14 protein-coding genes are annotated in these 20,574 nt (G+C 40.5%); 8 read left to right on the top strand and 6 right to left on the bottom strand.

Features of this window, described 5'->3' with window-relative positions; genetic code table 11:
* Positions 1-7: 7 nt before the first annotated feature.
* The 4 genes from BLQ05_RS08030 to BLQ05_RS08015 all read left to right on the top strand — a co-directional run bounded on the left by BLQ05_RS08030 (position 8) and on the right by BLQ05_RS08015 (position 4,300).
* Positions 8-1,561 carry an OmpP1/FadL family transporter gene (locus BLQ05_RS08030; protein ID WP_023577051.1) on the top strand — a complete coding sequence of 518 codons (1,554 nt, stop codon included), beginning with the start codon at positions 8-10 and terminating at the stop codon, positions 1,559-1,561.
* Positions 1,562-1,771: 210 nt separating this feature from the next.
* Entirely contained in the window at positions 1,772-3,088 is a 1,317-nt protein-coding gene (gene rimO, locus BLQ05_RS08025; protein WP_023577052.1) for a 30S ribosomal protein S12 methylthiotransferase RimO, read from the top strand.
* Between the two features lie 24 nt (positions 3,089-3,112).
* Positions 3,113-3,589 carry a hypothetical protein gene (locus BLQ05_RS08020; RefSeq protein WP_023577053.1) on the top strand — a complete coding sequence of 159 codons (477 nt, stop codon included), beginning with the start codon at positions 3,113-3,115 and terminating at the stop codon, positions 3,587-3,589.
* A 165-nt stretch (positions 3,590-3,754) separates the two neighbouring features.
* Positions 3,755-4,300: a YfbU family protein gene (locus tag BLQ05_RS08015; RefSeq protein WP_023577054.1), complete on the top strand. Its 546-nt coding sequence runs from the start codon at positions 3,755-3,757 to the stop codon at positions 4,298-4,300.
* Positions 4,301-4,358: 58 nt separating this feature from the next.
* On the opposite strand, the gene BLQ05_RS08010 is transcribed toward BLQ05_RS08015, so the two are convergent.
* The 5 genes from BLQ05_RS08010 to BLQ05_RS07990 form a co-directional block, all read right to left on the bottom strand.
* Entirely contained in the window at positions 4,359-5,900 is a 1,542-nt protein-coding gene (locus tag BLQ05_RS08010; RefSeq protein WP_023577055.1) for an acyl-CoA carboxylase subunit beta, read from the bottom strand.
* 1 nt (position 5,901) lies between these two features.
* Complete coding sequence (accC, locus tag BLQ05_RS08005) at positions 5,902-7,347, bottom strand: acetyl-CoA carboxylase biotin carboxylase subunit (protein WP_023577056.1); 1,446 nt, start codon at positions 7,345-7,347, stop codon at positions 5,902-5,904.
* 79 nt (positions 7,348-7,426) lie between these two features.
* Complete coding sequence (locus BLQ05_RS08000) at positions 7,427-7,912, bottom strand: acyl-CoA carboxylase biotin carboxyl carrier protein subunit (RefSeq protein ID WP_023577057.1); 486 nt, start codon at positions 7,910-7,912, stop codon at positions 7,427-7,429.
* A 189-nt stretch (positions 7,913-8,101) separates the two neighbouring features.
* Positions 8,102-10,210: a response regulator gene (locus BLQ05_RS07995; protein WP_023577058.1), complete on the bottom strand. Its 2,109-nt coding sequence runs from the start codon at positions 10,208-10,210 to the stop codon at positions 8,102-8,104.
* A gap of 119 nt (positions 10,211-10,329) precedes the next feature.
* The gene (locus tag BLQ05_RS07990; protein WP_023577059.1) at positions 10,330-12,525 is read right to left on the bottom strand and encodes a B12-binding domain-containing radical SAM protein; all 2,196 of its coding nucleotides are present in this window, start codon (positions 12,523-12,525) and stop codon (positions 10,330-10,332) included.
* Positions 12,526-12,906: 381 nt separating this feature from the next.
* Between BLQ05_RS07990 and BLQ05_RS07985 the strand changes: the two genes are divergently transcribed.
* The 4 genes from BLQ05_RS07985 (at position 12,907) to BLQ05_RS07970 (ending at position 19,668) form a co-directional block, all read left to right on the top strand.
* Positions 12,907-16,539, top strand: a complete 3,633-nt coding sequence (locus BLQ05_RS07985; RefSeq protein WP_023577061.1) for a T9SS type B sorting domain-containing protein — start codon at positions 12,907-12,909, stop codon at positions 16,537-16,539.
* Between the two features lie 79 nt (positions 16,540-16,618).
* Positions 16,619-18,211: a bacillithiol biosynthesis cysteine-adding enzyme BshC gene (gene bshC, locus BLQ05_RS07980; protein ID WP_023577062.1), complete on the top strand. Its 1,593-nt coding sequence runs from the start codon at positions 16,619-16,621 to the stop codon at positions 18,209-18,211.
* A gap of 138 nt (positions 18,212-18,349) precedes the next feature.
* On the top strand, positions 18,350-19,180 hold the full coding sequence (locus BLQ05_RS07975) for a formylglycine-generating enzyme family protein (RefSeq protein WP_023577063.1): 831 nt from the start codon (positions 18,350-18,352) through the stop codon (positions 19,178-19,180).
* Between the two features lie 68 nt (positions 19,181-19,248).
* Entirely contained in the window at positions 19,249-19,668 is a 420-nt protein-coding gene (locus BLQ05_RS07970; protein ID WP_035654699.1) for a nucleoside-diphosphate kinase, read from the top strand.
* A gap of 351 nt (positions 19,669-20,019) precedes the next feature.
* Here BLQ05_RS07970 and BLQ05_RS07965 read toward each other — a convergent pair whose 3' ends face one another.
* Positions 20,020-20,571, bottom strand: coding sequence for a PepSY-associated TM helix domain-containing protein (locus BLQ05_RS07965; RefSeq protein ID WP_023577066.1), 552 nt, complete (start codon positions 20,569-20,571; stop codon positions 20,020-20,022).
* Positions 20,572-20,574: the final 3 nt, after the last annotated feature.

Genomic DNA, 20,574 nt, shown 5'->3' with positions numbered 1-20,574 from the left:
ACATGTTATGAAAAAACAGTTACTCTATACAGCCTTTATCTTGTCGGCTTTCATGGCAAACGCCCAAGAACCTAATCCCGCAACGGCATTGCGTTATGCTATTGACAACACTTTGGGAACCGCACGTTTCCGGGGAATGAGTGGTGCTTTTGGCGCCGTGGGCGGCGATTTATCATCGCTGAATGTAAATCCGGCCGGGTCTGCTTTTTTTAACAGCAATACCGCAGGCGGAACCCTAAGCAATTACAACACCAGGAACAATTCCAGTTATTTTGGCGGAACAGCAACAGATAACAGCGGAACCTTGGATTTCAATCAGTTGGGCGGAGCGCTTGTTTTCCTTAACACCAAGGAGAACAGCGACTGGAAAAAATTCACATTGGCTATCAATTACGAAAATACCAACGACTTTGAAAACAATATCTTTTCAAGAGGTTCAAATCCGAATCGTTCCATAAGTGAATATTTTACCGCATTTGCCAATGGCTTTAACGGTTTGGGAGGCATCACCCTCGGTACGTTACAAGATGCCGATTACGGAGAATTGACTTTTATTGACCAACAGGCCTGGCTAGGATACCAATCGTACATATTTAGCCCTGTTGACCCTACAAACACTAACGATCCCAACATAACCAGCTATAATTCCAATGCTCCGGCAGGTGGAAATTTCTATCAGGAAAACGTGGTTTCGTCGTCCGGATATAACGGAAAACTGGCTTTCAACGTTTCGAGTTCCTATAAAGACAAGTTGTATTTGGGAATCAATCTGAACGTGCACTTTACCGATTACATTCAGACTTCTTCCGTTTACGAGTCAAACTCCGGACCAAACAATCTTAACAGCGCAACACTTCGCAGCGTCATTTTCAACAACGAAATGCACACTTACGGAAGCGGATTTTCATTAAATTTAGGTGCTATCGCAAAGGTTACCAAAGACTTCCGATTGGGCTTAGGCTATGAATCGCCAACTTGGTATAGTCTTACCGATGAACTGTCCCAAAGCATTTCAACTACATTCAGAACGGGACCGAATGACAATCCGGCAAACACCGAATCTTATTCAAACATCAATCCCAATCTGATAAACATCTACCCTACTTATAAAATCCAGACTCCGGGAAAAGTTACCGGAAGTATGGCGTATCTATTTGGAAAAAAAGGGCTCATCAGTTTTGACTATTCCTTAAAGGATTATTCTGCTACCAAATTCAAACCGGAAAACGACCGTTATTACAGTTCGGTGAACGCTAAAATGGCGGAAACGCTTACAACGGCTTCCGAGTTTAGAGTCGGACTTGAATACCGAATCAAACAGATCAGTCTTCGTGGCGGATACCGATTTGAAGAAAGTCCGTACAAAGACGGAAAAACCATGGACGACTTAACCGGATATTCAGCCGGTTTGGGTTATAATTTTGGTAATTCCCGAATTGACCTGGCTTACTCGCACTCGCAAAGAGATATGGCAGTGAGTTTATTGTCCAGCTTTACGGATGCCGCCAAGGTGAACGTTAAAAACAACAACATGACGCTTTCTTACACTTTCAATTTCTAAAAGTAGCATCTTCAACATATTAGACCACTTCTTACGGAGTGGTTTTTTCATGCACTGACGTTGGCCCATAGCCCCGGTTGCAGTGGATCCCGATTTTTCATCGGGAGCAGCGGAAAACGGGACGAACCTTAAAAAATTCCCAAACGATGGTGCTCCTAATTATAAAAAGCGTAATTTTGCGCACTTTGTTAAAATAAGTATCGTAAATATATGAGAACCAAGTCGTTAAAGAAAAACAAAATCAATGTAATCACCCTTGGGTGTTCGAAAAACGTGTATGACAGTGAGGTACTGATGGGCCAGTTGAAAGCCAGCGGTAAAGAAGTGGAGCACGAAGCACCTGCAGAAAGCGAAGGTAACATTATCGTTATCAACACGTGTGGGTTTATTGACAATGCGAAAGCAGAATCGGTGAACATGATTTTGGAGTATGCCGATAAGAAAGAACGTGGTTTGGTAGACAAGGTTTTCGTAACCGGATGTTTGTCTGAACGATACCGACCTGATTTAGAGAAAGAAATCCCGAATGTGGATCAGTTTTTTGGTACGACAGAATTACCGCAACTGCTGAAAGCGTTGGGTGCCGATTATAAACACGAATTGTTGGGAGAGCGTTTAACGACGACCCCGAAAAATTATGCGTATTTGAAAATTGCCGAAGGTTGCGACCGTCCGTGCAGTTTTTGTGCGATTCCGTTAATGCGAGGCGGACACGTTTCCCAGCCGATTGAAAAATTGGTAAAAGAAGCGGAAGGTTTGGCTAAAAACGGCGTGAAAGAATTAATTCTTATCGCTCAGGATTTAACGTATTACGGATTGGACTTATACAAAAAACGTAACCTTGCCGAACTGCTTGAAAACCTTGTAAAAGTGGAAGGAATCGAGTGGATTCGTTTGCATTACGCCTTCCCTACCGGTTTCCCTATGGATGTGTTGGAATTGATGAAGCGTGAGCCGAAAATCTGTAATTACATTGATATTCCGTTGCAACACATTTCAGACAGTGTTTTGAAATCGATGCGTCGCGGAACCACTCAGGCAAAAACCACGAAACTATTGAAGGATTTCCGTGAAGCGGTTCCCGGAATGGCGATTCGTACGACTTTAATCGTTGGTTATCCGGGTGAAACTCAGGAAGATTTCAACATTCTGAAAGACTTTGTTCAGGAAATGAAATTTGACCGTATGGGCTGTTTTGCCTATTCACATGAAGAAAACACCCACGCCTATTTATTGGAAGATGATGTGCCGGACGAAGTGAAACAGGCACGTGCCAATGAAATCATGGAGCTGCAATCGCAAATTTCCTGGGATCTGAATCAGGAGAAAGTCGGAAAGGTTTTCAAATGCATCATCGACCGAAAAGAAGGTGGTCATTTCGTGGGAAGAACCGAATTCGACAGTCCGGATGTAGATAATGAAGTTTTGATTGATGCGACGAAACACTACGTAAAAACAGGCGAATTCGTAAACATAAAAATCACCGAAGCTACAGAATTTGACCTTTATGGCGAACCGGCTGTATAGACCTGATAATCAAATTTGAGGCATATGAAATCCATTCAAAAAACAATTACCGTTGTATTGCTCCTAGTGAGCTTCACGACCGTTTATGCGCAGGATGGATATGAAGATCCTTATGGTGCTAACAAGCGAAGTGGCGTAACCGGATACGGAAGAAGGAGAAACATGCCGATGCGGGACATTTCGAAACTTCCTAAAAAAGAGCAGGATAAAATACGCGAAGAAACAGCTGCAAAAACCATTGAGAAATTAAACAAGGAATTGCATTTAGATGAGCTTCAATTGATTGTTATTACCAAAGTGATTACCGAAAATCAGAAAAAACAAACGGCCATTGCTTCAGGCGATGATTCCGAAGAAGCTAAAATAGCCGAAATGAATGCCTCACTGGTTAACACCGACCGTGAAATCATGAGTTACTTAAACAAAGACCAAAAAGAAAAATTCAAAGTACTGATTGAAGAACGAATCCGAAAGCTTGAAGCCCTGCAAGATTTGAGATAACGTAATCGAATTCTAAAACATACTCCCCATAAGCGACCGTTTATGGGGATTTTTTTGTTCCCATTCTTTAGACTATTGTCGCTTTTAACATTAATTGCGGAAAAACCACAACAGCGCGTCCCGATATCATTCTACTATTGCAGAAACAATTAAACAACTAAAATTATGATTCCGGAAACCCTATCCATCGTTGAAAGACAGATTTTGGCCAATCAGTTTAAAATATTGTCAAAAATAACCGATCAGACCGAAGAGTATGAAATCAAAATTGAAATCCTGGAAAATGGCTATACCGAACAATACTATGAAATTTTCGAAGTAGATACCGAAGAGATTCCGGTTGAAATTTGCGAGGAAACCAGTCAGATCCTGAACATGTACCGTCGCATCAACAACGCCTTGGATACGCTCTCCGAAGAAGAAAAAGAAGGACTTGATTTAGAAAAAATAAAATTTGAAGGTTTTGATGCCCATAACGATACCCATTATTATTACATGAATTTCATGGTCAAGAGAATGAATCTGTGGCGCGAATACAAATCGGAATACCTGAATTCACATAGTCCACTGTCGTTATTGAAATACCGGAAAATGCTGGAATATCAAAATTACCTGTTGGATAACGATCAGTACGATTTAAACAAAGAAGATATAAATTGTATGATTGAGTTATTGAACAGTTCCAAAAAAATTATATCGGTAGCGGTGTAGTTTTGTTTTAGTTTTTGTAGTAGTTAATAAAAAAACCGCCTTTCGGCGGTTTTTTGCATTATAAAGGAATATTTCCATGTTTGCGTTTTGGGGTGTCCACTACTTTATTTTCAAGCATTTTGAAGGCTTTTATTAACTTTCTTCGCGTGTCCTGAGGGAAAATCACCTCATCGATGAAGCCACGTTGTGCGGCACGATAAGGGTTTGCGAATTTCTCCGCGTATTCCGTTTCTTTTTCCAGCAACTTCGCAGCAGGATCCGCCGCCTCGGCAATTTCTTTTTTGAAGATGATTTCAGAAGCGCCTTTGGCACCCATAACCGCAATTTCAGCTCCCGGCCATGCAAAATTCATATCCGCTCCGATATGCTTCGAGTTCATCACATCATAGGCGCCACCGTAGGCTTTACGGGTAATTACGGTCACTTTCGGAACCGTTGCTTCGCTTAATGCGTATAATAATTTTGCGCCGTGAACGATAATTCCGTTCCACTCCTGATCCGTTCCCGGTAAGAAGCCCGGAACGTCCACCAATACCAATAACGGAATGTTGAACGCATCACAGAAACGGGTAAAACGGGCCGCTTTAATGGAACTGTTTACATCCAGACATCCGGCTAAGAACATGGGGTTGTTAGCTACCACGCCGACACTTTTCCCTCCCAAACGGGCAAAACCAACAATAATATTCTCGGCGTAGTTTTTATGAATTTCAAAGAAACTGTCCTCATCAATAATCTGATTAACAACATCGTGCATATCATACGGTTTGTTCGGATTATCCGGAACAATCGTATTTAATTGCTCTCTGAATTCCTCTCCTAATGCATACGGTAAATCTTCCGGCACTTCGGTATTGTTTTGCGGCAGATAACTCAACAGGCGTTTCACATCTTCCAGACATTCTACATCATTGGCCGAAGTCGTATGTGCCACTCCGGATTTTGTCGAATGCGTACTCGCGCCTCCCAATTCTTCGGAAGTCACTTCCTCATTCGTTACCGTTTTCACCACGTTGGGTCCCGTAACGAACATATATGAAGTATTCTCCACCATCATCGTGAAATCCGTCATCGCCGGAGAATACACTGCGCCACCGGCACAAGGTCCCATAATCGCAGAAATCTGTGGAATCACCCCGGATGCCTGTACGTTTCGGAAGAAAATATCGGCATACCCCCCTAAAGAACGAACGCCTTCCTGAATACGCGCGCCACCCGAGTCGTTCAATCCGATCATTGGTGCGCCTACTTTTAGTGCCATATCCATCACTTTGCAGATTTTCTCCGCATGGGTTTCCGACAAAGCACCTCCGAAAACCGTAAAATCCTGAGCAAAAGCATATACCAGACGCCCGTTTACGTTTCCATATCCTGTAATTACACCATCACCTAAGTAATGTTCCTTATCCATACCGAAATCTTTGGTACGGTGGGTCACAAAAGCGCCGATTTCCTCAAACGAACCTTCGTCGAAAAAGTATTGGATGCGCTCCCGAGCCGTTAATTTCTTTTTGGCATGTTGGGTAAGGATTCTTTTCTCGCCGCCGCCCAGTTTGGATTCGGCTATTTTCTTATTTAATATATCGAATTTTGATTCCATCTTATAACTGATTTGGTAAACGTAAAACTTTCTGATCCTCCATGTATTGCTTCAAGGCAACATAGGCTGCAATTTCAGCTTCTTTCAGCATTTGGGCTTTCAACACTTCGCTGTCGTAATATTTTTTTACGAAATGGGTGTCGAAATTCCCGGAACGGAACGCTTCGTGCTCCATAACGAACTTCCCGAAAGGTAACGTCGTGCTAACCCCTTCAATGTGATACGCATCAATGGCTTCAATCATTTTCTGAATCGCTTCCTCACGGGTTTTTCCGTAGGTAATCAGTTTGGAAAGCATCGGATCGTAATAAATCGGAATGTCCATACCCTGTTCGAATCCGTTATCCACACGAATACCTTCTCCTTCCGGAATCTGATACACATCCAAACGTCCTACATTCGGAAGGAAATCGTTTAACGGATCTTCGGCATAGACACGCAATTCCATCGCATGTCCGTTAATTTTCAAATCTTCTTGTTTAATATTCAAGGCTTCGCCTCGGGCCACACGAATCTGCATTTCCACCAAATCCATTCCGGTAATCATTTCCGTTACCGGATGTTCCACCTGAAGACGTGTATTCATTTCCAGGAAGTAGAAATTTTTGTTTTCATCCAACAGGAATTCTACCGTTCCGGCACCAAGGTAATCACACGATTCGGCCACTTTTACAGCCGCTTCTCCCATCGCTTTACGGATTTCCGGAGTTAACACTGCTGAAGGTGCTTCCTCCACCACTTTTTGATGACGACGCTGGATACTGCACTCCCTTTCAAACAGATATAAAATATTCCCGTGACTGTCGGCCATAACCTGAATTTCGATGTGTCGTGGCGACGCTACATATTTTTCAATGAAAACCGAACCGTCTCCGAAAGCTGCCACCGCTTCACTGATGGCGCGGTTCATTTGGGATTCGAAATCCGCTTCGTTTTCCACGGCACGCATTCCTTTTCCTCCACCACCGGCAGATGCTTTAATCAGGATTGGGAATCCGATTTCTTTGGCAATCAGTTTTGCTTTTTCAACATCGGTAATCGCTTCATCCACACCCGGAACCATCGGAATATTGTAGGCTTTCACAGCATCTTTGGCCGCCAGCTTACTTCCCATGATTTTAATGGCTTTCGATTTTGGTCCGATAAACGTGATGTTGTTTTTTTCTGCCAATTCGGCAAAATCGGCATTTTCACTTAAGAATCCGTAACCCGGGTGAATACCGTCAACCCCTAATGTTTTGGCTACTTCTATGATTTTATCTCCTAAAAGGTAGGATTGGTTGGAAGGTGCTTCACCGATACAAACCGCTTCATCGGCAAATTTAACGTGAGGCGCATTTCTGTCGGCCACCGAATAAACAGCAACGGTTTTGATTCCCATTTTCTTGGCTGTTTTCATGACACGAAGCGCAATTTCTCCTCTATTGGCAACTAATATTTTCTTCATATTTTTTTTTAGATAAAAGAAGAAAGATCTTTTTATTGAATGAAGTCTTTTCTCTTGGTTCTTTTTTCTATTCTTACTTTTACTCGAATTCGATTAATAACTGACCTTTGTCTACCGCCTGATTTTGTGTTACGGCAATTAACTTGATGACACCGTCTCTTGGCGAAAGGAAACTGTTTTCCATTTTCATGGCGCCCAGAATCAGGATTGGATCGTTTTCTTTCACTTCCTGGCCCACTGCCACGCTGATTTCCAGAATCAAGCCCGGCATGGGTGCTTTAATGGAATTGATTTGTTTGGAAGCACCTACGGCAAACCCCATTTCCTTAATCAATTGGTCCAACGGATTGGCGATGTCCACCACATAAGTAGTGTTATTCATCTTTACGGTGTACTTTTTGGCGTTGAAATCAGCCGCAGTAATTTCTGCTTTATAAGACACATTGTCTTTTAAAATATGGAATTTCGAGTCTCCTAAACTCACGGCATCCAGAGAGGACACATCCGAATCTACAACATCAAAATGAGTTGATGTATTTACGGTCACTTTATAAGTAGTACTCATGGGCTAAAAAATTTGTTGCCGTAAATGTAAATAATCTAAAGCGTTTTCCCGCAAACTTTTAACTTCGAAATTGGTAATCTGATATAGTTATATTACAAGACACTACTTCAGATATAAATCCGAAAAAGTATTCCCTTTAATCCGATAACTACTTTTTGATTTGATAAGGATTCGATTGTTATTCCAAGGTTATTGTTCGGCAAAGTATTTTTTCAGCAACCCGAATATTTTCTCCTTGTCCAATGGTTTGGAAATATAATCGTTGAATCCGATTTCTTTGATGCGCTCGATTTCTTCTGAAAAAGAATAGGACGTTTGCGCTACTATGGGAATTGCGGGATTGAATTTTCGTATTTCAACAAAAGCTTCATAACCACTTAAGTTGGGCATTTTAATATCCATAAATACTAAATCAATTTCATGGTTCTCCTTACAGATCTGAACCGCTTCCAGGCCGTCTTTCGCCCTGATTACCTTGAAATTATTCATTTTCAACAGCTTTTCCAACAGGATAAAATTAATATTATCGTCTTCCGCAACTAAAATGATTTTTTCGTTACCCACATCAATGGGAGTAATTTCTTTATTGACAACCGCCTCGGTTTCGAGTTGCGCTTCATCATATTCCAATGCAATGGAAAAAGTAAACGTTGAGCCAATCGCCATTTGTGACTGAAACTCAATTTCTCCCCCAAGCATCGTAACATAGGCTTTGGAAATGGCAAGCCCCAAACCTAAACCTTCGTTAGCGGAAATCCCTTTGGCATTCATTTTACTGAAACGTTTAAAAATGCTTTGTTGAAATTCCTCCGGAATGCCGATTCCCGAATCCTTTATGCTGAAAATGATTTTTTTGTTTTCTTCGTCAAGATCATATTCCAGAATAATGAAACCTTTTTCCGTAAACTTGAAGGCGTTGTTTACGAGATTGGTTATAATTTCCTTCAATTTTGTGCCGTCCGTCATGATGTTCGTGCGAATCGGTTTTTTAGGAGAAATCAATTTAAACTCAATGTTCGTATTCTGATTAAGTCCTTTGAAAGAATGGTAAGTCATCTGAACCAACTCATCCAAATTAACAGAATAGAGGTTGGGTTTTACGATATTGGAATCGATCTTGGACATTTCAACCAAATCGTCAATAATTTCAATCAGGTTCTTACCGCTTTGCCGAATGATCGTGATATATTCTTTTTTCTCGGCATCGGATACGGCAGGATTGGACAGCAAATCGGTAAATCCTAAAATAGCATTCATCGGTGTTCTGATTTCATGGGATAAATTCATCAGGAACGAGGACTTCAGTCGGTCGCTTTCTTCCGCTTTGCTTTTGGCGATGGCGAGCTGTTCGGTTTTCAACTTATTCTCTTCGAAGAGTTTTCCAATGTATCGGAATTCCCCTTTTATATTTTTCAGAGATGCAATGGCGCCCGGATCGCCGTTCACTAAAATTTTCTTAATGAAACTGATGGGTAATCTTGACCATAAATTGGCATAATAATAATATACTATCCAGGATAACAGCAGTGCTAAAGCGGTAATCAGGAGAATTCTTTTGGTTATGGAAAAATCAATATCGTAGGCTCGTTTGAAATACAGGCTGGAAATAACATTTCCTTCATAATCCTTTAAAGGCACTACGGTAAAAACGGTTTTTTTTGCCTTTTCATTCCCTTCGTAAAATTTAATTTTCGAACTGGATATTTCTTCTATATTGGTGAAGTACTCGGCATCCAACAATCGGGCGATAAAAAAATAGCCAGATGGTTTGGTTTTATTTTTGAACGGATCATCGGAAGGATGTATGGTGGCACCATAAACTTCTACAATGCCTTCGGGTATTTTCAAATAAAACTTATCGGCTTTTTTTTCGTGAATTCTTTTTAAAGCCGCTTCGGGAATAAAATCTTTTGTTTTAATTTTAAGCGTGGATACTTTGGTAATAAACTCTCCATCAACATTATATGCACACAAATATTCCACTTTATACGAATCAATGATGTTGGCTACCGAAGTATTGAACCATTTGATGTCTTTGCTTTGAGTAAAATCCACAAACTCGTCCCAATAGGTGGCATCGGCAATAACCGACAGGTAAGGCTCTGCGTTCAGTTTTAACAAGGAAGAGATTTCATTGGCATACAGTTCCCTGCTGGACTTAAAAATCTGCTTTTCCTGTATTCGGGTGTAAAAGTATAATGAGAGTACAAGCAATAATAATCCGAAGGTTACCAACGAAAGCAGTAATATTACCTTGGAATAGGTGGAGTCATTATAACGTTTACGAATAGGTTTCACTGTTCTTGTTTTCAGATACTAAACTAAATTTAGCAAGTTTTATCTAAATTTAACAACTTATCCGCAAAACAAACAATTATTTTAATTATTATTTGAAAATAAATTATCAAAACAGCGTGTTATAAGATTAACAATCCGAAATTCCGTAAGGTATTTAAGGGTTTAGCATACCAGAACAATTCGAAATCATCCAAGCCTGAAGTTTCGTAATCGGATTTGACTTCGTTGAAAGTATAACGTTTTTCGTTCGTAACCGAAATTTTATCCAATAACGATTGTAACCACTCGCCTTTTTCTTTGTCGACCGTAATTTCGAAGACTTCCCGCTTGTCGTGAAATGTCAACTTCATCATTTCCCACGAATTGCCTTTCTTGCTTTTCGTAAACGACTCGGTTAACGGTTTTCCTCCTATCCAAACGATTTTAGCATTCGGCTTGACCGTAAAGGCCACTTCTTTTTCAAGACAATTATAAATAAAATCGGGTTTGACCGCGGTTCTCGGAATCTTGAAATCGAACCAATCCTGCAACGGATAATCGAAACAGATGCCGTGCATGTAATTAAATAAGGATTTTTTAAGTCCGAAGCTGAATTTATCGTGATCAATTCCGGTTTTGTCTTTAAACTGAATATCGTTGTTCGCAAAGGTGATTTCATTACTTTCGGGAATCACGCCGAATTCTTCCGGAAACATGCCCACCGGACTGTGCGCTGTCATGGCAAACTGATGCCAGAATCCGGACTGCAGTACGCCCAATTCGAACAACTGGCGTACCATTTCCAGACTGTCAATCGTTTCCTGAATGGTTTGTGTTGGATAGCCGTACATCAAATAAGCATGTACCATAATGCCGGCTTCGGTAAAGTTGCGGGTAACTACGGCTACCTGTTCAACCGTTACGCCTTTTTTGATCAGTTCCAACAATCGGTCGGAAGCCACTTCCAATCCACCGGAAACCGCGATACAACCGGAAGCTTTCAGTAAAACACACAAATCGGCCGTGAAGCTTTTTTCGAAGCGAATGTTCGTCCACCAGGTTACCGTTAGGTTTCTGCGGAGAATTTCCAAAGCCACTTCCCGCATTAAGGCCGGTGGTGCGGCTTCGTCAACAAAATGAAAACCGTTGTGACCCGTTTGGGCTATAAGTTCTTCCATCCGATCCACCAGAATTTTGGCAGCAATGGGTTCGTATATTTTGATGTAATCGAGTGAAATATCGCAGAACGTACATTTTCCCCAGTAGCATCCGTGTGCCATGGTTAGTTTGTTCCAGCGTCCGTCGCTCCAAAGACTGTGCATTGGGTTGGCGATTTCGATTACGGAAATGTATTTATGCAACAACAAATCGGAGTAATCGGGCGTACCGACTTCACTTTGTTTGTAGTCGTGACGCAGCGTATTGTTTTTATAAACCACCGTGTCGTTTTCCAAGAGGAAGGTTCTTTTGAAAGTTCCTTCGACAGGCTCAGGATGACAAACGGTTTCGTATAAAAGTTCTACGGGCAATTCGCCATCATCTAAGGTAATGAAATCAAAGAATTCAAAAACGCGTTTGTCTTTTAGTTCCCGTAATTCGGTATTCGGGAAACCACCGCCCATGGAAACCCTGATTTCGGGGAAATGTTGTTTGATGTATTGCGCACAACGAAAAGCACTGTATAAATTTCCGGGGAAAGGAACCGAAAGGCAAACCAATTTTGACTGTACTTCTTCGAGTCTTTCGCTAAGAATCTTTAAAGTGATGGAATCGATGTACGTTGGTTCGGTTTGTAAATACTCATATAATTCATCAAACGAATTGGCGCTTCTTCCCAAACGTTCGGCATAGCGACTGAATCCGAAGTTTTCATCGACACATTCCACAATGAAATCGGATAAATCCTCTAAATATAAAGTGGCCAGATGTTTCGCCTTGTCCTGCATTCCCATGGTTCCGAACGCCCAATCCATGTCGTCGAGCTGACTGAAACGGGAAGCTTCGGGCAGAAAACCGTCCAAACAAATCTGACGCGCTAAAGTAGGATTGTTTCCCTGCAGAAAAGCGATAACCGAATCGATGGTCTTGATGTAGTCGTTCTGTAACGAAAAGATGCGTTGTGCGTTATCGGAAAACGTACTTTTATTGTCCGCCGACTGCTTAAAAACACCTTGTAAACCCGGTTGGGAAAACAATTCCAAAATCACTTCAATACCCAAATCCATCTGAAACGAATCGATGTTTTTGGTATTGAGAAACCCTTTTAAGTAAGCCGTGGCCGGATACGGCGTATTCAGCTGGGTAAAAGGCGGCGTGATTAGGAGGATGTTATTCATTTGTTTTTATTGACCGACAAAATTACTCCATATTTTTAATGATGTCATGGATTTGCTGAATTTTCTCGATATCGTAGTGCGTTTATTTTTTCAGTGATTTCGTTATCGATTTCCTTTTGTTTTAGATATTAAAGGCGTGATTGGGTATCAAAAAATGGTTACACGCCAAAACGGAAAAGAATATCAGGGTCACTTTACGCTCAAAAGATAAATCCCCCATTTTATTAAAATATACCATTATTACATTTTTTTAACACCTGAACAATTCAGTTTATCACATAAAAAAATCAAACTGTGAACTTATTGTAAGGTTTTGTTTAAATGTTTGTTTTTATAAGAATAGTTGTAACATTTCTCTTAGTTTTGCAAAAAAAAATTAAAGTGAGGCATTTATTTCTTGTTGGCTGTTTGTTGTTTTCCACACTGCTTTTTTCCCAAAATACGAACCCAAATCGAATTTCGGACAATAGTCTGTTCAAAACTAAAATTATTGAAGACCGCAACGGTAAAATAATAACCGATTCGGTGCAGCGTGCATTGTATTTCTTAAAGAGACAGGAAGAATTAAATGTAAACAACAAGAGTACCTCCACTTCCAGAGCTACCTTAACTCCGGCCCATTTGTGCAGTAACAGTAATTTCGAAGAATTTGAAATCGCTTCCGGCGCAACGGTTCTGAAGCATTTTTTATATACGACCGCAAACCCAATCAATCCTACACAATGTGTTACCCCAACTACAACTGCCAATCAGAATATTGCACAGTATAATCCGAATCAGAATAGTTTAATGGCATCGACAGTGCCTTCCAATTATATTGATGAATTCATTGGAAACATCAATGCCTTTGATCAGTTTGCATTGAAAATAAATCACAAGGACTCTTATACAACATCTGGTGTAGTTCAGGCCAAACGCTTCAAAACCAACAATGAAACCAATGTGATTTTTAATTACAAAGCGGTGCTTCAAAGTATTGAAGATTCGGGACACTTTAACGAACAACCCTTTTTCAAGGCGAGAATTATCAACCGAAACGGTACCGTAGTGAGTGAGTTCTGTGTAATCGGTGATCCAACCAACTGTATCTTTACGCAAGCTCCAAATTATGAAGCCGGAAGCATTGTTTTGTACACCCAGAATTGGCAATCCGGAAGCCTTGACATCTCTTCTATTCCTAACAATGAAGAATTTACCATCGAGTTTACCGGTGCACGATGCGGTTTGGGCGGTCATTTTGGCTATGCTTATATTGACGATTTGTGTTTGTTGCACTCTGATGAGAACCTTCAGGGAAGTATCGAATTAGATCCTATGTATCAAATTTGTCCGACATTACCACTCTCTGTTTGCGGTACTTTTACAGTGCCGAATTCCGGAGGTGTTGCGGCTTCTGTAGAAGCCATTACGCTGAATGTTTACGACAGTACGAATGCGGTTATTTACAGCACTTCGGTCACATCTGCTTTGGATTTGACCAACAATACCTTCTGTTTTCAGTTGGACGGAACCAATTTACCTGATACCATAACCGGAAATTACAATGTGGGTGTGGTTATCAATTACGGTGTAACCGAATCTGACTGTGCGGGAACGAATTTCAGTTCGGCAAGCGATACCGATGCTAATCCGGGGTGGGATATTTCATTTATGAACTGTACTCCCGATTGTAATTTTACGCTGCAAACCGGCGTACTGAAACTTTGTGACGGAAATGATGACGGGAAAGAATTTTTTGACCTTACCACTGTAGACACCCAAATTATCGGGACACAGACGGGACTGACGTTAAGTTATTTCACCACACTAATCGATGCCACTAACGATACAAATCCGATAACGAACTTTACCAATCACGAAAGTTATTCGTCAACCATTTTTGCGAGAGTAACGAAAGATGCTACCTGTTATAAAATCATAGCTTTTCAGGTTATGGTAAAAAATCCTTCCGGAACCATCTCCGGTATTTTAAATGTTTGTAGTGGGAGTACCACACTCACCGCCTCCCCGGGAAGTGCCTACTTATGGTCTAACGGTGATACGACTCGCGACACAGTTGTTAACAGCGTAGGAACATACAGCGTTGCAATAACGGATAGCGACGGATGTGTGGCGAATGCTTCGGTAACTATTTTACCAAGTCAAATTGCGGTATCGCCTACTATCGTGGTTACGCAACCCACTTGTTTTGTAAACACGGGAACCATAACGATAGCATCCCCGGCATCGCAATACAGTTATGATGATGGTGTGACCTGGACCACAAACAACACTGCAACCAACTTACAGGTTGGTACCTATCGCATAAAAATAAAAACGATAAACAACTGTATTTCCTACAGTTCGCCTATTAACCTCGTTCCGTATTTATCTTCATACCCACTTTACACCAGTGTTAATCCAACGAATTGTGATGATTTGGGCAGTATCACTATTACCACTCCGGCAACAGAATATAGTTTTGATAACGGGGTTACATGGACCACCAGCAATACCGCAAGCAATTTACCGATTGGAACGTATTTAATTCGTACTAAAAATGAATTTGGCTGTATTTCCAATTTTAATAGTGTCGTATTTTACAGTCAGTTTTTATCAGCCCCAACGTATTCCGTTGTTGCTCCTTATTGTTCCAACTTGGGTAGTATCACAGTGACCACCCCTGCATCGGAATACAGTTCTGATGGAGGAACAACCTGGCAAACCTCAGACACTTTCAACAATCTTGCTGCGGGAAGTTACATCATCAAAATAAAAAATGCTCAGGGATGCACGTCTCCAAATGTATATGTGTATTTAACCAGTTTTGAAAACAGTCGCCCTACCTACACTATAGATGATGCCGGCTGTGACAAATATGCCACGATAATCATAACAACTCCTGCCGATTTTTACAGTTTTGACGGTGGAGTAACCTGGTCAACCAACAATACATTAGGCAATTTAAATAATGGCGCCAATTTACAGTTAAGAGTGCGAAAAGGTTTGAATTGTATATCTAACATCCAAAATGCATTTATCAGCTCCTATTTCCGACCGCTTCCGGTGGTTACCGATTACAGTACGCTGATTTGTGATAATCTGAACAATGGAAACGAACCGGTGAATTTATCGCTCTATAATCCTATGTTCGTATCAACACCTTCGAATTATACATTTGCTTACTATACCTCACTGAATGGGGCTCAAAATCAACTGACAGCGGAAGGTATTACCAATTACAGCGGTTATAATTTGAATACAACCAACCAAATCATCTATGTAGTGGTAAAAGATACCTACGGTTGTTTCAGTATAGCCAATTTGGATTTAACCTTAATCCCAACACCGGTTATTACCATAGACGATTTATATTACCTGTGTGAAAACCATACCGTTACCGTAACGGAAGATGCTGTTTTTGACAGCTATACCTGGTCTAACGGAAGTACAAGCCCAACCGCGGTGATTTCGCAGGCCGGAAATTATACTTTGACCGTAACGGAGAGTCACGGTTCGGTAATTTGCAGTACAACCAAAACCTTTAAGGTCGTTTTATCCAATCCGGCAACCATAACAAATTTCGACATATTGGACTGGACACCCGAAAACAACATCATTACAGTATCTGTCACCGGATTGGGTGATTACGAATACTCATTGGATGGGATTAATTATCAAAACAGTTCTACTTTTTATGATTTGGAAGTGGGAGAACATACCGTTTATGTAAGAGACAAACACGGCTGTGGCGTTGTGGCTGATGAGGTGTATTTACTTATTCATCCTAAGTTTTTCACTCCGAACGGCGATGGGTATAATGATTTCTGGAGAATCAAATTTTCGGAAAAAGAATCGGATCTGACCGTAAAAATATTCAACCGTTACGGAAAACTCTTAAAACAGTTGGGGAATGCTTCCGAAGGTTGGGATGGCACTTACTTAGGTGTGCCGGTACCTTCCGATGATTATTGGTTTGTGGTAACCCGTAAAAACGGAAAAGAACATCGCGGTCATTTTACACTGAAACGATAAGCCGAATTTATAAGTCTTTGTTAAACCGAATTCAGCTACATTTATTTTTGTTATTTTAGCGGTAATAAAAAAAAATGCTATGCCAACCGACTGTATCAGTTATCAGAATTCCGGATATTTTTCAAAGCTTATTGTTGATTATTTGAATCAGAAGCCGGAAGTACAGTCCTTATACCATCGTTTTCCGAAACCGGAGCATTTCAAATTACAGGCCGAAGAAAAAAGGACTACTTTTCCTTTGGAAAACAGAGCCGTCTTGGTAAACGCATTGGCGAAGCAATACCAAAAATTGGATGTTTCCGAAGCTACGAAAACGAACATTCAGTCATTAAAAAACGATAAAACGTTTACAATTACGACCGGACATCAATTGAATCTCTTTACGGGTCCGCTTTATTTTTTGTATAAGATTGTTTCGGTAATCAATTTATCCAAACAACTGAAAAATGCCTATCCCGAATATGATTTTGTTCCCGTATATTGGATGGCAACCGAGGATCACGATTTTGAAGAAATCAATTATTTCCATTTCAGAAATAAAAAAATACAGTGGAACAGAGCAACCAGCGGCCCCGTGGGAAGGATTTCAACCGAAGGACTCCAGGAAGTTTTCAATGTTTTTTCAAAGGAATTGGGCGTTGGTGCTAATGCCGATTTCTTACGCGGTTTATTTCAAAAAGCGTATCTGGAACATACTAATTTGACCGATGCCACCCGATTTTTAGCCAACGAATTGTTTAAAGAACAGGGGTTAGTGATTATCGACGGAGATGACGCCGAATTGAAACGTTTGTTTGTTCCGTTTGTCAAGCGGGAATTACTGGAACAGACTTCTTTTAAAATGGTATCGGAAACCAATGAAAAACTGAAAGACTATACGGTTCAGGTAAATCCGCGGGAAATCAATTTGTTTTACATTGAAGACAATTTAAGAGAGCGCATTGTTTTTGAAGGCTCCAACTACAGAATAAACAATACAAACACGACGTTTTCGGAATCTGAAATTCTTAACGAGTTGGAAAACCATCCGGAGAAATTCAGTCCGAACGTGATTTTGCGTCCGTTATATCAGGAAGTAATCCTGCCCAACCTTTGTTATATTGGCGGTGGAGGAGAGATTGCGTATTGGCTGGAACTGAAAGCTAATTTTGAAGCCAATGCCATTACTTTTCCGATACTTTTGCTTCGTAATTCGGTTTTACTGGCTACGGAAAAGCAAGTCCAGAAAGTCGACAAACTGAATTTGCAGTGGCATGATTTATTTTCGGGACAAACCGAGGTAACCAATCGAAAAACCGCTGAATTTTCCAATTTCAATCTGGATTTTTCCGAACAAAAAGCATTTCTTAAAAACCAGTTCGACAAACTGAACCAAATTGCAATGCAAACCGACAAGTCTTTTATAGGAGCCGTAAAAGCGCAGGAAAGAAAACAACTTAAAGGCTTGGAAAATCTTGAAAAACGATTACTGAAAGCCGAAAAAAGAAACCATCAGGAGCAGCTTCTCCGAATCTATGAAATTCAGAACGAATTATTCCCAAATCAGAGTTTACAGGAACGTAAAGCCAATTTTTCGGAGTTCTATCTTGATAACGGAAAAAGACTCCTTGAAAGATTACTTGAGGAACTAATTCCATTATCCCAAGAATTTAAGATAATTGTTTTAGAATAAAGCAAAATTTTACTTACATCAGTGTATTTCATCGATAATTTTAAGCACTTCATCTAACAAATTTCTTTTAAAATTAGGTTGGTAACGAAAAAGTGTTATTTTCGCAACATAAATTTAAAGAAAAGTTAAAATTATCATATGAAGAAGAATTACCTACTATTAAGTTTAAGTGCCATGGCACTTTTTTTATGCTCTTTTTACCAGATTTCCAACATGAAACCTAAAATGGTTATGGTCGAAGGCGGTACTTTTAAAATGTCTCCTAAAGAAAATGCGGTAGATCCGAAAACCAAAAAGAAAATCGTTTACGACATCACAGTCGCTTCTTTTGAAATGGCTAAATTTGAAGTTACGGTTGCCGACTGGAAAGCCTATACCAGTGCCAATAAAATGAACATGCCGGCAAGACCATCTTGGGGATGGAATGACGAATATCCGATGACAAACATTACCTGGACCGATGCGATAAAATATTGCAATTGGTTAAGCAAAGTAAATAATCTGAAACCGGCCTACACCAAAAAAGGAGAGAAATACGTATGTGATTTTTCTGCTGACGGTTACCGTTTGCCAAGTGAAGCAGAATGGGAATATGCCGCCAAAGGAGGTAACAAATCTCAGAATTTCACCTATTCCGGAGGCAATGATCTTGAAATGATTGCATGGTATGCTCAAAACAGCAGGAAATCTCCGCAGGAAATCGGAACAAAATTAGCCAATGAACTTGGCATCCATGACATGAGTGGCAATGTTTGGGAATGGTGTTGGAATTATTACAGCCCGATTCACCATTTGGTTGAAAAAAGAGACAACCCAACAGGTCCGGACAGAGGGGAGAAACGTACGGTAAGAGGGGGCTCTTGGGACAGCAGCAAATTGGATTACTTAAAACCATCCAACCAGTTGAGTTGGAATCCAACATCCACAAACGAATTTTTCGGATTGCGAATTGTTAGAACTGTTAAATAAATTTCTGTTAACGCAGTTGTTTTTCAATTAGAAAGCAGTACTTTTGCGCCAAATTAAAAAATACAAAAATGGCAACTAACAGAACATTTACAATGATTAAGCCGGATGGTGTTGAAAACGGACACATCGGTGGAATTTTAAATATGATTACTGAAGGTGGTTTCAGAATCGTTTCGATGAAACTTACTCAGTTAACTGTAGCGGATGCTCAGAAATTTTATGCTGTTCACAGCGCAAGACCTTTCTTTGGAGAATTGGTTGAGTTCATGACAAGAGGTCCAATCGTGGCTGCTATCTTGGAAAAAGACAATGCAGTTGAGGATTTCAGAACTTTAATTGGTGCTACCAACCCGGCAGATGCTGCTGAAGGTACTATCCGTAAAAAATATGCGACTTCTATCGGAGAAAATGCAGTTCACGGATCGGATAGTGATGAGAATGCGGCTATTGAAAGCGCTTTCCATTTTGCAGGAAGAGAGCAATTCTAATCGTTTAGAATTACCAAATACAAAACCCACCCGCATTGCGAGGTGGGTTTTTCTTTTTTGTCCCTACTAAGCCTTTTGATACACGGAAACAATTTTAATGTGATTAGACTTTAGTTCGTTTCTTTTCCACTAAACATGTTATTTGCAAGGTTTGCGTGAGGGATAGCAGTGGTAATCCTTTTGGGGAACTTTTTCTGTTCCCGAAAAGATTGGAACGTCCCGATAGCTATCGGGAAGCCCGGCCCTTTTTCGGGACACGCCCAAAACAGAAAACAGGAGTAACCCAAAACCTATTTGCATTCCATAAAAAAACCCATTTCAATTGAAATGGGTTTTCTCTTTTTTATAAAATTAAGCTAACAAAAATAAAAATAGTAGCGGGAATAAGATTCCGGCCAATGCGAGTTTCCAGCCTCGACGTTTGAAAGTATGTTTCCCTACGGAAATCATTAACGCGCCTGTAACGGCAATGATGATTAAAGACAGTCCGAAAATATCGGAATAATAAATCCACCAGTTAGACGTATTCTTATGCAGTTTCATGGTCTGACTGATGAAAGGCGTTTTTTTGAATGTAACGATCTCGCCTTTTCCGGTTTTCAGATCAATTTCCACATCGGTATTTTCAAATGCGATTCGCAATTCTCCTTTCTTGATTCCGTGGCGTTTGAACTTATCCTCTATCCCTAATCCTTTGACGAATTGCTCTACGAATTTCTCCGTAATCTGTTCTTCCGGCGGCAATGTCACTTCTATGGCTTTGGATTCCACTGTATATTTTTCGGGATGCCAGCTTTCGCGGTGGTTCATTAAAATTCCGGAGAAAGCGAAGGAAATGATTAATCCCAAATAGAAATACCCAAGATCGCGGTGTATGGCTCTAAGCTGTTTTTGTCTTTTCATCTA

Origin of the sequence: Flavobacterium saliperosum (genome assembly GCF_900100625.1) — a bacterium.
Taxonomy (GTDB): domain Bacteria; phylum Bacteroidota; class Bacteroidia; order Flavobacteriales; family Flavobacteriaceae; genus Flavobacterium; species Flavobacterium saliperosum.
The sequence above is the reverse complement of the archived record's forward strand: the minus strand, read 5'-3'. Positions and strand labels throughout refer to the sequence as shown.